Origin of the sequence: Flavobacterium sp. HBTb2-11-1, assembly GCF_009826975.1 — a bacterium.
Lineage (GTDB): Bacteria > Bacteroidota > Bacteroidia > Flavobacteriales > Flavobacteriaceae > Flavobacterium.
This window is the reverse complement of the sequence record NZ_WUMO01000006.1, coordinates 319062-333211: the sequence shown is the minus strand read 5'-3', so window position 1 is coordinate 333211 and position 14150 is coordinate 319062. Positions and strand designations below refer to the sequence as shown.

Here is a 14150-nt window from a genome sequence, read left to right as displayed (position 1 = left end):
AATTTACGAAGATATCAACCGACATAAAAGCTTTGAAAAGAGTTTAAAATAACATTAACGCGAACCGCTAATGTTATGTTATTTGACATTAAATTGTCTCAATTTTGTTGAAAATTTCGTATTGTCTTATTCTTCCTCGTCCAATTTCATGTTCCCGCGGTCCCTATGATTGTCTGGGTGTGAGTTCGAATATCGATTTGGCGTTATATCAGAATTACGATCTTTGTTCTCAACCGTTTTATTTGCCTCTTCTTCCGTTTCAACTCCGCGGTTTGCATTTGGGTTATCTGGATTTATTTGATGAAGAGCTTTATTAATATCTTCATTCTCGTTTCTAGCTCTTTCAACGATTTTTTTATCGCCATCTTTATCTGTTACCAATTCTTTATTCAATTTGGCATCTTTTAAATTATCATCGTGAGAAACGTTTTTCCCTTTAGATTCATCTATATTCTTTTGCATTCCGTTTATCTTTTTTGTTCCTAGATTATCATTTGTTTCCATGGCATTATTATTTTTTACATTCAACTTTATAATATTACAAATTCTAAGCGCGAAAAAATTATTACTTCATATTGCTTTTCTTTTATAATTGCCATCTTTTTTTTATTTATTACCTTTATTCAAAGCAACTTAACAACCTTAAACAATTATGAATTTCTTCAAAATTAAAACCAGCTGGTCCAATTCTGAATTTATCTTGATCAAACTTTGCATGGCTTCTGCTTATATTTTAATTGGCAGTTATTTTCATGAATTCTTCAAAAACTACTATACCATTTTAATTGTCGTTTTTACAATTACTGTAATTTGGTTTGTCTACCAATGGCTAAAAAAAATGAAATCGCAAAAACAGCAGTAGGATTTAATTTTAGGAAAGAACTATCTTTGCAAAAAATTAAAAATGCACCGACACTTCATTCTTTTTAAACCTTACGGCTACTTAAGCCAATTTATTTATGAATTAAAAAGAAAGAAAAAGCTCTTGGGGGAATTGCATGATTTTCCCGAAGGAACAATGGCAATTGGAAGACTCGACGAAGATTCTGAAGGTCTGCTTCTTTTGACTACTGATGGAAATATGAGCGAACTCGTTCGAAGCAGAAAGGTTGAAAAAGAATATTATGTTCAGGTTGACGGATTAATTACGCCAGAAGCAATTGAACAATTGCAAAATGGGGTAGAAATTGGGCTTGATGGTGGAAAATATAAAACGAAACGCTGCAAAGCATCTATCGTTACAGAAATTCCAGATTTTGGAGCGAGAGCCAAAAAAATAAGAGACGAGCGTCATGGTCCAACTTCTTGGGCATCGATCACGGTAAGAGAAGGAAAATTTCGTCAAGTTAGAAAAATGACTGCTGCAGTTGGTTTTCCAACGTTGCGCCTTGTTCGCGTTCGAATAGGAAATGTATATTTGCAAAACCTAAAAGCAGGTGAAGTTTTAGAAGTTTCCGATTTTCAATTAGATAATTAGAAAATGTGTCAATTAGATAATTTTAGAAACTCATAATTTATAATTCATAACTCAAAAAGATGTTAAACGTTGTTCTTGTAGAACCAGAAATACCTAATAATACTGGAAATATTGGAAGATTGTGCGTAGGCACAGAAAGCCGTCTTCATTTAATTCATCCTTTTGGATTTGTGATTAATGACAAAAATCTGAAACGTTCCGGATTGGATTATTGGGTTCATCTTGATGTAACAGAATATCAAAACGTAGAAGAATGGATTGCACAGATTCCAGATCATTCTCGTGTATTTTTAATGAGTTCGCATTCTGAAAAATCCTATTTAGAAAATGAATTTCAAGATGGTGACTGGCTGGTTTTCGGAAAAGAAAGCGTTGGTTTGAGCGCAGCATTTATGGCAAGATTCGAAAATCATTTGACGATTCCGATGTCACCCCTTATTCGCAGTTTTAATATTGCTAATTCGGTTGCTTTTGTGGTTGGAGAAGCGAAGAGACAAATTGGATTGAAGAAAGTTTAATCGTTTAACTGTTTAATAGAAAAAGCTTCTTCTGAAAACGATACTTCTAGCCCTGATGGAAGCGGCATCCTTTTGTGGCGGGGTTCGCCACAAAAGATATAGCGAACAGCAGGATTAGCTCCTGAAAAAAAAACTAACTCACGATAAACTTCCCTTTTTCAGCATCAAAAATAATATGTTCATCTTTGAACAAATTGCTGAAACTTCCATTCGAAATTAAATTACACGGCTGATCTTGCACTATACTTTCTGGCATCATCATGATCATTTCGTCGCTTAATTGAATGGCAAGATCGATATCGTGTGTGGAAAACAAAATGCTTTTTTGAGTTTCTTGCGTCAATTTCTTTAATAATTTGAATAATGAAACTTTATGTAATAAATCAAGATGCGTTGTTGGTTCGTCTAGAATGATTAATGGCGTATCTTGTGCCAAAGCTCGTGCAATTAAGACTTTCTGTAATTGTCCATCGCTAATCTGAAAATGTTTTTTTGAAGCTAAATGTTCGATTTGCGTCAAATTCATTGCTTCATGAACTTTTAGAACATCTTCGTCAGATAATTTATCAACCCAATCGGTATAAGGCTGGCGACCCAAAGCGACTAACTCAAAAACAGAAAGATTACTTGGCGGCAGTTTTTCGGTTAAAACTAAACTTAGATTTTGCGCCAATTCTAAAGGCTGATAGTCTGAAATATTCCTTTCGTTCAAATAAACATTTCCCGATAAAGGTTTCTGAATTCCAGTAAGCGTTCGTAATAAGGTAGATTTTCCAATTCCGTTTGCTCCTATTAAAGTGATTAATTTACCAGTTTCAAGATTTAAATTAAGATTCTCAGCAATGGTCGTAACTCCTTTCTTGGATTTGTATCCAATATTTAAGTTTATGGTTGATAGAATAGTTCTCATTTTTAAAGGTTCTAAGATGCTAAGTTTTTTCTAGGGCTAAATATTACTGAAAATTCCTTTTTCTAACTAAAAGCCAAATAACAACCGGCGCTCCAATAATAGAAGTTACGGCATTTATTGGAAGCGTGACATCAAAACCTGGCATTTGCGAAACAATATCGCAAAACAGCATTATTATGGATCCAAAAAATAAAGTGCTCCAAAACAAAATAGTATGATTACTCGTCTGAAAAGTCAATTTTGCAATATGAGGAACTGCTAAGCCGACGAATGCAATGGGTCCGGCAAAAGCTGTAATAGCTCCTGATAATATACTAGTTGCAAAAATGATGACTAATCTTGCTTGTTTAAAATTCAGCCCCATACTTTTTGCATAGTTTTCTCCAAGAAGCAAGGCGTTTAATGGTTTGATGCTTTTGGCGCTCAAAAGCAATCCTATTCCAATACAGAATATTAATATTACAATAGTTGTCCAAGAAAGATTTCCAAGATTTCCCATTGACCAGAAAGTAAATTTCTGAAGCTGTTCTGCCGTGCTAAAATAAGTTAAAACACTTACAATTGCTGTGGTGAAACTTCCAAACATTAAACCCACAATCAAGATGGCCATGGTATCTCGCAATCGCTGCGAAACTACTAAAACTAGAAATAAAACCAACGTGCTTCCTAAAGTAGATGCCAAAACAATTCCGTAAGAAGACAATGCAATTACACTCAGAAAAGAAGGCAGAAATCCTGCGCCCAAAATAACAAATGCAACGCCAAGACTTGCTCCGGAGCTTAATCCTAAAACATAAGGTCCAGCAAGCGGATTTCTAAATAAAGTCTGCATCAAAAGTCCGCTCATAGAGAGTCCTGTTCCGACTAAAACTGCCGTAATCGCTTTTGGCAAACGATAATTAATGATAATATATTCCCAAGTCGATTTTGCTGCCTCGCCACCAGTTAAACTCGCAAAAACATCTTTTAACGGAATTGTAACCGATCCTAAACTAATGCTCGCAAAAAACATTAGAAAAAGTCCTAAAGTCAATACGACAAATAAAATGGTATTTCGTTTTTTATTCGCCAATTTAATTCAGTTTTGATGCAAAAGTAAATTCGTAGCCCGCCAATAAATCGGGATGAAAAATCTTGATATAATCTTTCAACACCAAATCAGGACGGCTTGGCGCCAATTCGTAGTAAACTGTTCCGCCTGTTGCCCCTAGCTTTCCTTCAAAATTGTATATTGTTTTATTTTTAAAAGCGTCAAATTCTGCGTAATGTGGATTTGCTTTTTGCAATTCATCCAAAGTTTTAAAAGATCCAGAAGCAATCCAAACATTAGCCGTTTTCGCTTTATCTAAAACTTTTTCAAAAGACAAACCTTCACTTCCAGTTCCTTCTAAATCGGCCCACAAATAATTAGATTTCGCATCTTGCATGAACTGTGCCACCCAGCTGTTTCCTTTGGCAACGTACCAAACATCTTCGTACATAGATCCATATAAAACTTTTGAAGTTGCAGGTTTATCGACAACGAGTTTTTTTGCCTGATTATAGCTTTCAACAATTTTATCAAAAAGTTCTTTTGCTTTATCTTCTTTTCCAAACAGAGCGCCGTAAAGCTTAATCCATTCTGCTTTTCCAAGCGGAGACTGTTCCATCCAATCGCCTTGAATAAGCACTTTCAAACCGCTTTTTTTCAAATTATCCAACATCGGATTATTATTATCAACACCAAAAGTAACAATCAAATCTGGTGACAATTCTATTAATTGTTCGATGTTCAGTTTTTCATTTTGTCCAACGTTTTTCACAGAACCTTTATCAATTAATGCTCGTGTTTTTTCTGAAGAAATGTAATCGGTATGTGGAAATCCGACCAATTTATTCTCAACTTCGAGCATTTCTAGAAAAGGAATATTTGTTGTTGAAGTCACCACAACACTTTCTAAAGGAACTTTTATCGCAGGATATTTTTTTAAACTGTCTGGAATTTGTACTCCTTTTTCTTCCAAAATGTAAGTAAATTTTTCCTTAGCATTTGGCCACGGATTCATCACATTTACAATTGAATAGCCTTCTTTTTTAACAATTGAAAGTCCAGATGCAAATTCGATGCTTTCTTTGGCAACGATAGATTTTACTGCCTCTTGCGCTTCATTCTTTTTACAACTAATTACTACAAAAAGTAAAAAAACGACTGGTAATTTATGGAAAAAATATTTCATATTTTGTGTTTTGTGTGGGCGCAAAGGTAAATCAATTTCTATTTTTTTTGTTTACCTTTATTCGTACAAATTTAAACAAATAGCCTTTTATTTGATGAATGTACCAAAAACAAAAATCTGCTCCAGCTGTGAAACCGCTTTTTCTTGCGGCGACGTTTCACCTGAAAATAAGTGCTGGTGTAATGACTACCCTCCTATTTTTAATCTTGCCGACGGAGGTGATTGCCTTTGTCCTGAGTGTTTTAAGGAAGCTTGCGAAGATAAAATTGATGCTTATATTGAAACCATAACTCCAGAAAAGGCGCTTAAGAATAAAGCTATGCTATTGCCAAAAACCAATCATTTGATTGAAGGCATCGATTATTATATCGAAAATGGCAATTATGTTTTTAAAGCTTGGTTTCACCTAAAAAGAGGAACCTGTTGTGGAAATAACTGCCGACATTGCCCGTATTAGGAGTTATGAGTGATAAATTATGAGTTAGTCTTCATAATTATTTTATAACTTGCCCAAACTCATAATTCATAATTCAAAACTCATAATTAATAAAAAATGATTTACTTGATAACTGGCGGCGAGCGCTCTGGAAAAAGCGGTTATGCACAGAAATTGGCTTTAGAACTTTCCAACTCTCCTTTGTATGTAGCAACTGCCAGAAAATGGGATGATGATTTCCAAAATCGAATTGACCGTCATCAAAAGGAAAGAGACGAACATTGGACGAATATTGAAAAGGAAAAATATTTAAGTGAAATTGATTTTTCTGGAAAAACTGCTTTAATTGATTGTGTAACGCTCTGGCTAACTAATTTTTTTATTGATACTAAAAATGACGTAGAGTTAAGTTTGGAAGAAGCAAAAAAAGAATTTCTTGCTATCGCTAAACACAAAAATGCGAATATCATTATTGTGACAAATGAAATTGGCATGGGAGTCCATGCAGAAACTCATATCGGAAGAAAATTCGTTGAACTCCAAGGTTGGATGAATCAGTTTCTTGCTACAAACGCAGATCAAGTTGTATTGATGGTTTCTGGAATTCCAGTTAAAATAAAAGGATAGCAAACTTCAATATCAATAACAATTTCAAAAATCAATATTCTCATTGATTTTAAAATAAATTCTAAATATTACGTCCTAATTGCAAAACGAATATTTTAACTTTACAAAAAATAAAGATTTCAGGATTCACATTGCCATTGATTTTTGAAATTGTCATTGATTTTTAAAAATGAGCAATTTAGACGATATATTAAAATCACGCCGCGACACACGACATTTTACAGCCGATGAAGTTCCAGATGAAGTAATTCAGAAAGCTTTACAGGCTGGACATTGGGCACCATCTGTTGGACTAACCGATGCGACAAGATATTATATCATTAAATCAGATGAAGTTAAAACGTCTATTAAAAAGCTTTTTTTAGACTACAATAAAAAAGCCGAGGAACTAACCGACAATCCCAAACAGAAAGAACTTTACAGATCACTTAAACTAGAAGCTATCGAAGAAGCGCCAATCGGACTAATCATTGCTTATGACCGTTCTGTTTTAAATCAGTTTACGATTGGAACTATTGGCAGTAATGAAGCGGTGAAATTCAGCACAGTTTGTGCGGCGCAAAATATCTGGCTTTCACTAACAGAACAAGGTTTCGGAATGGGCTGGGTTTCGATTCTCAATTATTATCAGTTTAAAAAAATCCTTGATTTACCCGAAAATATAGAACCGCTTGGTTATTTCTGCATTGGAAAACCAGCTACCAATTATAACAATCAGCCAATGCTGCAGCAATTGCATTGGAAACAAAAACTGGAAGCTCCTATTTGCACAGAAATCAATGAAATTCATCAAATAAATGTTCCTGCTTTTGATTTGAAATCGGAAAACAAATTCCAAAACAATTCTGACTTCTACACTCTTTTACAAGACAAAATAGATTCTAAAACAAAACCTGTCGGTTCTTTGGGAACTTTGGAAGCATTGGCTTTTCAAATGGCAACCGTTTTCGAAACTTTGAATCCAAAAATCTTAAAACCTAATATTGTAGTTTTTGCAGCCGATCACGGAATCGCAAATCATGGTGTAAGTGACTATCCACAAGATGTTACGCGACAAATGGTCAATAATTTTCTCGATGGTGGCGCAGCAATAAACGTGTTTTGCAATCAGAATAATATCGAATTATCAATTGTAGATTCGGGCGTTAATTATGATTTCCCAACCAATGCAAAGTTAATAGATGCAAAAATTGCCAAAGGAACTCAGTCATTTCTTCATGTTCCGGCAATGAGCGAATCTGAAGTTCAGTTATGTTTTGAGAAAGGAAAATCGATTGTTGAAAATATCGCAAAATCTGGTTCAAATTGTATTGGTTTTGGTGAAATGGGAATTGGAAATACCTCGACAGCTTCTGTTTTAATGAGTCTTTTAACCGATTTTCCTATTGAAGATTGTGTTGGAAAGGGGACTGGAGTTGAAAAAGAGAAACTACTTTTAAAACAAAATCTACTCAAAAAAGCAATTGAAAGTTATTCCGGTCAAGCCGAAATACTATCGCAACTCTCCTATTTTGGAGGTTTTGAAATTATTCAAATGGCAGGCGGAATGCTGAGTGCTTTTGAAAATAAAATGCTAATTCTGGTGGACGGTTTTATTTGTACTGTTGCCTATTTGATTGCTTTTAAAATAAATCCGAATATCAAACAAAATGCTGTTTTCTGCCATTGTTCTGCCGAAAAAGCACATTCAGAATTATTGAATTATCTGGAAGCAAAACCTATTTTAAATCTCGATTTACGTTTGGGAGAAGGAACGGGCTGTGCTGTTGCGTTTCCTATTTTAAAATCGGCTGAGGCTTTTTTGAATGAAATGGCTAGTTTTGAAAGTGCGGGAGTGAGTAGGAAATAGTTTTCAGTCTCGGTCTCAGTTTACAGTCATAAAATTACAATTACCAATTTTATAAATGAAAAAAGAACTACACATTTTCTTCACGTGCTTAATGTTTTACACCAGAATTCCATGTCCAAAAAACATTACGCATCATCCAGATTATTTAAATAAAGCGACGAGATATTTTCCTTTTATCGGATGGATTGTTGGGACTATTTCATTTTTGGCCTATTCTATATTTGCCCAATTTCTTTCATCAGAAATTGCTGTTATACTAGCGATTATTGCTTCTATTTTAACTACCGGTGCATTTCATGAAGACGGATTCGCTGATGTCTGTGATGGATTTGGTGGAGGCTGGACCAAAGAAAAAATCTTGATGATTATGAAAGATAGTGCGATTGGCGCCTATGGAGCAATTGGATTGGTTTTGCTATTTTTATTAAAATTCAGATTGCTTTCAGAATCTATTATAATATTTCAAGTTTATGATGACATGGCAGTTTTTAAAATTTTTCTCTTATTTATTTCTGCGCATTCTATAAGTCGCTTGGCAGCAATCAGCATTATTTTCACGCATGAATATTCTCGTGATGATGCTTCGAGCAAAAGCAAACCGATTGCAAAACAATATACTTGGAAAGAAGTTTTTGGCTCTTTCTTTTTTGGATTAATTCCGTTAATTGTATTTTCTCGTTTCGATTTAAAACTTCTTCTTGCCATAATTCCTGTTTTTATAACGCGATATTTTTTAGCTCGCTATTTCCAGAAATGGATTGATGGCTATACTGGAGATTGTCTCGGAGCAACACAACAGGTATGCGAAGTGGTCTTTTATTTAAGCATTTTATTTTTATGGAAATTTATCTAGTTCGTCATACCGAAACCATCTGCGAAAAAGGAATCTGTTACGGACAATCAGACGTTGATATTGCAGTTCCGTTTGATGAAATTTTCGGCAGAATTATTTCTGAACTTCCTTCGAAGGCAATTATTTTCTCTAGTCCGTTAAAGCGTTGCGTTATTTTAGCCAAACACATTCAAGAAAATATTAAAACCGTTTCTTATAAGGAAGACGAGCGTTTAAAAGAAATGAATTTTGGCGATTGGGAATTAAAAAGCTGGAACGAAATTCCGTCAGAAGAACTTAATCCGTGGATGGAGGATTTTGTAAATATTAAAGTTTTAAACGGAGAATCTTTTGCAGAACTCCATGAAAGAGTTGGTCAATTTTTATCTGAAGCCATTTCTACAACAAATCAGCCAATTATAATTGTTGCTCACGCCGGAATCATCAGAAGCATTTTATGCCATCAGAGTTCACTGCCTTTAAGGGATGCTTTCAGCAACAAAGTTGATTTCGGGCAAGTTATAAAAATCGATTTTTAATAAAAATTGTTTATATTTTTTAATGAAACGTAAAACAAATTTGAATATTCAATATTTTTAACTTTATCTTTGCAGCAAATTAAGGTTGTGTTTTTATTTTAAAAAACACATTAAAAGGGAATCAAGTAAATTCTTGAGCTGTACCCGCAACTGTAAGCTAAGTTCAAATGAATGCTTGCTGTTAACTACAAACCACTGTTCGTCACGGCGAATGGGAAGGTAAACAGCAAGACGCGAGCCAGGAGACCTGCCTTTGTAACAATTATCGAGCTCTCGGGAAAAAGAGTGAAGAAATTATGACTATAAAACGATTTTTTACTTTTTGCTTATTTGTGATGTGTCAGATTATTTTGGCGCAAAACGATTCTATTACCAGTCTTAAAGAAGTTTTTGTTTCAGACAAAAATTTAAGGACTTACTCGGCTTCACAATCCGTTTTAAAACTGAATGATTCTATAATCAATAAAAACGAAGCGCTCTTAACCGATTTATTAAACTTCAATTCGACTCTATATTTTAAAGAATACGGACGCGGAATGCTTTCTACAGTTTCGTTCAGAGGGACAACTTCTTCTCAAACGGCAGTAATTTGGAATGGAATAAACATCAATTCTCAAATGAATGGAAGCACGGATTTTAATACTATTTCAGGTTCCGATTATAATTCTGTAAGCGTAAAGGCTGGTGGCGGAAGCGTTATTTACGGAAGCGGTGCTGTTGGAGGAACCGTACACTTAAATAACGATCTGTTATTTTATAATCGTTTTGAGAATAATTTAAGACTAGATTACGGCAGTTTTAATACGATTGGAATTAATTATAAAACTGCTATTTCCAACAAAAAGTGGAGTACTCAAATCGGATTTTCTAAAAACAGCTCGACAAACGATTATAAATATTTAAATCGATATACCTGGAGAGGCGAACAGCGATGGAATCAAAATGGCCAATACGATATTATTACACTTAGTGCCAATGTTGGCTATAAATTCAACAAAAACCATATTTTAAAACTGTACAGCCAGACTTCAAATACTGATCGAAACACCTCGTTGATTACAGAAACTGAAACAAAAAGCAAATATATAAACGGTTTCAATAGAAATCTTTTGGAATATGATGGAACTTATGGTAAACTAAAAACCAATTTCAAAACGGCTTATATTTTCGAAAACTATCAGTATTTTGCCAATAACGCTTTAAAAAATTATACATACGGAAAAACCGAGAACTTAATTACAAAGCTTGATGTCGATTATCATTTATTTAAATCAACTCACATAAACGGAATTGCAGACTATAGCAGAACAAACGGTTACGGAACAAGTTTTGGAAGCCATATTCGCGAAATCAGTTCTGCCGCTTTATTAGTCAGACAAGATTTTGGCGCAAATTGGAAAAACGAATTGGGCATTAGAAAAGAATTTACAAATAATTACAAATCGCCTGTTTTATTCAATTTAGGATCTTCTTATAAATTTAATGATTGGTATAATCTGAAATTGAATGTTTCTCGAAACTTCAGAATTCCAACCTATAATGATTTGTATTGGGATGAAGGAGGAAATCCAAACTTAAAGCCTGAAAGCTCTTATCAGGGAGAAATTGGCAATGTGTTTACATTCAAAAATCTGACTTGGACGCAGAATTTTTATTATATGAAAATTACCGATATGTTGCAATGGGTTCCAGGTACAAACGGAATTTGGACTCCCCAAAACCAAGATAAGGTAATTAGTTATGGAACCGAAACCCTATTGGGCTGGAAGAAAAGCTATGGCAAAAATATTTTTGCTGTAAACGCTACCTATGCTTATACGGTTTCGCAAGATGAAAAAACTAAAAATCAGATCTTTTTTGTTCCATTCAATAAAGCTACAGGAGCTGTTTCGTATTCTCGAGATAAAATAAGCGCATATTACCAAATCCTTTATAACGGATTTGTTTACACGAGAGCCGATAACGATCCTGATGAAATCATTAACGATTATACGGTTTCAAATATCGGAATCGATTACGATCTAAAATTTTTAGATTCTTTCAAAGTAGGTTTTCAAGTTTTAAATCTTTTCAATAAAGATTACGAAAGTCTAGAAAACAGACCAATGCCTGGTCGCAATTTCAATATGTATTTAACCTTAAAATTTTAATATATGAAGTTTAGTAAATTACTTTTAATAGCGTTAAGCATTTCATTATTCGCTTCTTGTTCAAGTGATGACAACGATGATCCTAAAGGTGCTTACGACAATGGTTTTTTTATTTTAAATGAAGGAAGTTCAGATGTCGGAAGCGTTTCTTTCTCAAGCGATGATTTCACCTCTTTTACCAAAGATGTTTATGCTTCTGCCAACGGTTCTGATTTAATTGGCGGATATCTGCAAAATATCTTTTTTGATGGAGATCGCGCATACATCATTTCAGGAGGATCAAATGTAATCAATGTTGTAAACCGTTATACTTTTAAATTGATCGCAAAGATTGATTCTGGTCTTGCAAACCCAAGATACGGAGTTGTGAAAGACGGAAAAGCGTATGTAACAAATGCAAATACATATTCTTATATCAATCCAGCAACTGGAGACACTGACGATTATGTTGCTGTAATTAATCTGGCTACTAATACCGTCGAATCAAAAATCGAATTAAATGCCACTGCAAACAGATTAATTTTAGAAAATGGCAAATTATACATTACAGAACCTAACAGCAGCACTAAATTATTAATTGTAAATATTGCAACAAAGGCCATAGAAACAGTAGAAATTGGCTCTAGCGGAGATTCTATTGAAGAAGAAAACGGAACTTTATTTATTTTGAGAGCTCCTTATTCTGGATCAGGTGAAATTGTAAAAGTAAAACTGTCTGATAAATCTATATCTAGAATTGCATTTCCAGAGAGCTTAGCTGGTCTAGGTTTTATGGATATTGAAGACAACAAAATCTATTATACTGCTGGAAGCTCTGTTTATGCTATGGATATCAATGCAACAACACCTTCTACTACGGCAATTGTAAACTCGCCAGCGAGCTACGTTTACGGTTTTGCTGTAGAAAACAACCGCATTTATATTGCCGATGCAAAATTTGATAAAGATAGTAAAGCTTTTATCTATAATTTATCTGGAGTTTTACAAAAAGAATTAGCTGTTGGTGTAGGTTCAAACGGATTCTACTTTAATAATTAATATTATACTTTAAAATTAGTTTTTGTTTTTTATGGAAAAGGCTTTCATTTCTGAAAGCCTTTTCTATTTTTATATCCTATTAGATTAATGTCCTTTCGGAATATCTTGAAAATACATTCCGTGTCTTAATCCGTTTATGATTTTTGAATCTGTCAGATAAGGGGTATTTGGTGCAGAATCATCAAAAATTCTTTTGGCTGTTGTTCCTGTAATTTTTGAAATCGCCAAATTAAGCAGAGGTTCAGAAGGATCTCCTAAAACTCCATAGGTACTTACTCTTTCGTACTGCTGATACGTTGGCTGCAAACCTTGCGTGTAATCTCCAAAACCGGCAGAATTAGAAATTTTAAAAACTAGAGGCTGCATCGCATATTTATGATTTGGATTAATTCCTTTTTTAGTAAATAAAGTTTCGGAATCATAAATCGTATACGAACCAACATTTTTACCCGTTGTAGTTTCTCCAAGCTGAACTACGTTGATATAAGGCTTTAAACCATTTATAACCAATTCGCTGGCAGATGCTGTACTTGCAGTTGTAATAATATAGACTGTAGTTAAATTTAAGCTGTTTAATGCTTTTCCGTCAATATTATTCACAAATCTATAATTCAAACTTTCCAAATCTTCAGCAGTCATATCTTTCATCCACTTACTGTTAAATTGCGTTTTTGCAAAAATCTGAGTATCGAACTGTCCTGTAAGCATACTAGAAAGTCTTATTGAAGAGGTAACAGATCCTCCTCCATTGTATCGAAGATCTAAAACTAAATCTGTAATCCCTTGCGATTTCAATTCGCCAAAAGCCTGATTCAATTTATCATCATATCCAGGATAAAAACCATTATACATTAAATAACCAATTTTATGGCTTCCAGAAGTAATTACTTTATTGATTAAAATAGGATTCTCTTCTAAAACAGTTTTAGTCAAGGAAACTGACTTTCCATTCAAAACATAACTCGATCCATTGTAATCTGCCAGATTTAAAGTGTAACTATCCTGATTTAATAATAATTCCTGATAATTAGAAACCGTAAGTTTTGTTCCGTTCACACTCGTAAATAAATCACCGCGTTTAATAGCTTTTGTAGAAGCGTCAGAGTTTGGAATAATATATCGCACAAAACCTACTACATCATTAGACCCTGAAGCCACACGGCTCAATCTAAAATCGACACCGTTATTTTTTGTAACACCGCTTAATTCCTGCTCTAGAACAGTATAATCGTCAACAATCCAGCTGAAACGATCAATGGCATCTCCGTTTGGATATTTGCTTACAGGTTTGTTCAATAAATCTTCGAACAAATCTTCTGGTTTAGAATATCCTCTTAAAAACTGATCGAAATCTGGTTGCAAATTACGGCCATCAGCTAGATTTGGAACATCCTGTTGCCACAAATAAACCTCATTTAATCCTCTCCATATAAAATTATTAATCTGCAAGTCTGCCGGAGCAGCTACATCATCCTGATCTTCACAAGACTGTAAAGAAAAAGCGAATAAAAAGAGAAAAAGTATACTCTTTAAAGTTGTTTTCATATCGTGTAGTTAT

General features: G+C 34.1%; 15 protein-coding genes and 1 riboswitch. Of the genes, 10 read left to right on the top strand and 5 right to left on the bottom strand.

All coding sequences use genetic code 11. The annotated features are described in order from the left end of the window. Positions 1 to 126: 126 nt before the first annotated feature. Positions 127 to 504 carry a hypothetical protein gene (locus GR162_RS15595; RefSeq protein ID WP_160782896.1) on the bottom strand — a complete coding sequence of 126 codons (378 nt, stop codon included), beginning with the start codon at positions 502 to 504 and terminating at the stop codon, positions 127 to 129. 148 nt (positions 505 to 652) lie between these two features. Here GR162_RS15595 and GR162_RS15590 point away from each other — a divergent pair, with 148 nt between their 5' ends. From GR162_RS15590 to GR162_RS15580, 3 genes are read left to right on the top strand one after another with little or no spacing between them, the layout of a single operon-like run. Beyond that, positions 653 to 862: a hypothetical protein gene (locus tag GR162_RS15590; protein ID WP_160782895.1), complete on the top strand. Its 210-nt coding sequence runs from the start codon at positions 653 to 655 to the stop codon at positions 860 to 862. A gap of 42 nt (positions 863 to 904) precedes the next feature. Continuing rightward, positions 905 to 1477 (top strand): pseudouridine synthase, encoded by a 573-nt coding sequence (locus tag GR162_RS15585; protein ID WP_160782894.1) that lies wholly within the window; start codon positions 905 to 907, stop codon positions 1475 to 1477. Between the two features lie 59 nt (positions 1478 to 1536). Continuing rightward, a complete protein-coding gene (locus tag GR162_RS15580) occupies positions 1537 to 1995 on the top strand; it encodes a tRNA (cytidine(34)-2'-O)-methyltransferase (RefSeq protein ID WP_119792744.1) in 459 nt (152 codons plus the stop codon). A gap of 133 nt (positions 1996 to 2128) precedes the next feature. Here GR162_RS15580 and GR162_RS15575 read toward each other — a convergent pair whose 3' ends face one another. From GR162_RS15575 to GR162_RS15565, 3 genes are read right to left on the bottom strand one after another with little or no spacing between them, the layout of a single operon-like run. Beyond that, positions 2129 to 2905 (bottom strand): ABC transporter ATP-binding protein, encoded by a 777-nt coding sequence (locus tag GR162_RS15575; RefSeq protein WP_160782893.1) that lies wholly within the window; start codon positions 2903 to 2905, stop codon positions 2129 to 2131. A 43-nt stretch (positions 2906 to 2948) separates the two neighbouring features. Further along, complete coding sequence (locus GR162_RS15570) at positions 2949 to 3977, bottom strand: FecCD family ABC transporter permease (protein ID WP_370516254.1); 1029 nt, start codon at positions 3975 to 3977, stop codon at positions 2949 to 2951. A 1-nt stretch (position 3978) separates the two neighbouring features. Then, entirely contained in the window at positions 3979 to 5121 is a 1143-nt protein-coding gene (locus GR162_RS15565; RefSeq protein ID WP_160782892.1) for an ABC transporter substrate-binding protein, read from the bottom strand. A 94-nt stretch (positions 5122 to 5215) separates the two neighbouring features. Here GR162_RS15565 and GR162_RS15560 point away from each other — a divergent pair, with 94 nt between their 5' ends. The 7 genes from GR162_RS15560 to GR162_RS15530 all read left to right on the top strand — a co-directional run bounded on the left by GR162_RS15560 (position 5216) and on the right by GR162_RS15530 (position 12592). Continuing rightward, the gene (locus GR162_RS15560) at positions 5216 to 5578 is read left to right on the top strand and encodes a DUF5522 domain-containing protein (protein WP_008464871.1); all 363 of its coding nucleotides are present in this window, start codon (positions 5216 to 5218) and stop codon (positions 5576 to 5578) included. A gap of 96 nt (positions 5579 to 5674) precedes the next feature. Next, a complete protein-coding gene (gene cobU, locus GR162_RS15555) occupies positions 5675 to 6184 on the top strand; it encodes a bifunctional adenosylcobinamide kinase/adenosylcobinamide-phosphate guanylyltransferase (protein WP_119792755.1) in 510 nt (169 codons plus the stop codon). Positions 6185 to 6353: 169 nt separating this feature from the next. Continuing rightward, on the top strand, positions 6354 to 8033 hold the full coding sequence (cobT, locus tag GR162_RS15550) for a nicotinate-nucleotide--dimethylbenzimidazole phosphoribosyltransferase (protein WP_160782891.1): 1680 nt from the start codon (positions 6354 to 6356) through the stop codon (positions 8031 to 8033). A 55-nt stretch (positions 8034 to 8088) separates the two neighbouring features. Then, positions 8089 to 8886: an adenosylcobinamide-GDP ribazoletransferase gene (locus GR162_RS15545; protein ID WP_160782890.1), complete on the top strand. Its 798-nt coding sequence runs from the start codon at positions 8089 to 8091 to the stop codon at positions 8884 to 8886. Further along, a complete protein-coding gene (gene cobC, locus GR162_RS15540) occupies positions 8871 to 9404 on the top strand; it encodes an alpha-ribazole phosphatase (protein ID WP_160782889.1) in 534 nt (177 codons plus the stop codon). Before GR162_RS15545 ends, cobC begins: the two co-directional genes overlap by 16 nt. A 65-nt stretch (positions 9405 to 9469) precedes the next feature. Next, positions 9470 to 9674: riboswitch (cobalamin riboswitch) on the top strand. A gap of 26 nt (positions 9675 to 9700) precedes the next feature. Continuing rightward, complete coding sequence (locus GR162_RS15535) at positions 9701 to 11554, top strand: TonB-dependent siderophore receptor (protein WP_160782888.1); 1854 nt, start codon at positions 9701 to 9703, stop codon at positions 11552 to 11554. A gap of 3 nt (positions 11555 to 11557) precedes the next feature. Then, on the top strand, positions 11558 to 12592 hold the full coding sequence (locus GR162_RS15530; RefSeq protein WP_008464860.1) for a YncE family protein: 1035 nt from the start codon (positions 11558 to 11560) through the stop codon (positions 12590 to 12592). 84 nt (positions 12593 to 12676) lie between these two features. On the opposite strand, the gene GR162_RS15525 is transcribed toward GR162_RS15530, so the two are convergent. Further along, positions 12677 to 14137 carry a S41 family peptidase gene (locus GR162_RS15525; protein ID WP_160782887.1) on the bottom strand — a complete coding sequence of 487 codons (1461 nt, stop codon included), beginning with the start codon at positions 14135 to 14137 and terminating at the stop codon, positions 12677 to 12679. Positions 14138 to 14150 lie beyond the last annotated feature (13 nt).

Excerpts from the sequence above, each read along its gene's own strand:
- GR162_RS15595 (WP_160782896.1), bottom strand. The coding sequence starts at position 504 with ATGGAAACAAATGATAATCTAGGAACAAAAAAGATAAACGGAATGCAA.
- GR162_RS15590 (WP_160782895.1), top strand. The coding sequence starts at position 653 with ATGAATTTCTTCAAAATTAAAACCAGCTGGTCCAATTCTGAATTTATC.
- GR162_RS15585 (WP_160782894.1), top strand. The coding sequence starts at position 905 with ATGCACCGACACTTCATTCTTTTTAAACCTTACGGCTACTTAAGCCAA.
- GR162_RS15580 (WP_119792744.1), top strand. The coding sequence starts at position 1,537 with ATGTTAAACGTTGTTCTTGTAGAACCAGAAATACCTAATAATACTGGA.
- GR162_RS15575 (WP_160782893.1), bottom strand. The coding sequence starts at position 2,905 with ATGAGAACTATTCTATCAACCATAAACTTAAATATTGGATACAAATCC.
- GR162_RS15565 (WP_160782892.1), bottom strand. The coding sequence starts at position 5,121 with ATGAAATATTTTTTCCATAAATTACCAGTCGTTTTTTTACTTTTTGTA.
- GR162_RS15560 (WP_008464871.1), top strand. The coding sequence starts at position 5,216 with ATGAATGTACCAAAAACAAAAATCTGCTCCAGCTGTGAAACCGCTTTT.
- cobU (WP_119792755.1), top strand. The coding sequence starts at position 5,675 with ATGATTTACTTGATAACTGGCGGCGAGCGCTCTGGAAAAAGCGGTTAT.
- cobT (WP_160782891.1), top strand. The coding sequence starts at position 6,354 with ATGAGCAATTTAGACGATATATTAAAATCACGCCGCGACACACGACAT.
- GR162_RS15545 (WP_160782890.1), top strand. The coding sequence starts at position 8,089 with ATGAAAAAAGAACTACACATTTTCTTCACGTGCTTAATGTTTTACACC.
- cobC (WP_160782889.1), top strand. The coding sequence starts at position 8,871 with ATGGAAATTTATCTAGTTCGTCATACCGAAACCATCTGCGAAAAAGGA.
- GR162_RS15535 (WP_160782888.1), top strand. The coding sequence starts at position 9,701 with ATGACTATAAAACGATTTTTTACTTTTTGCTTATTTGTGATGTGTCAG.
- GR162_RS15530 (WP_008464860.1), top strand. The coding sequence starts at position 11,558 with ATGAAGTTTAGTAAATTACTTTTAATAGCGTTAAGCATTTCATTATTC.
- GR162_RS15525 (WP_160782887.1), bottom strand. The coding sequence starts at position 14,137 with ATGAAAACAACTTTAAAGAGTATACTTTTTCTCTTTTTATTCGCTTTT.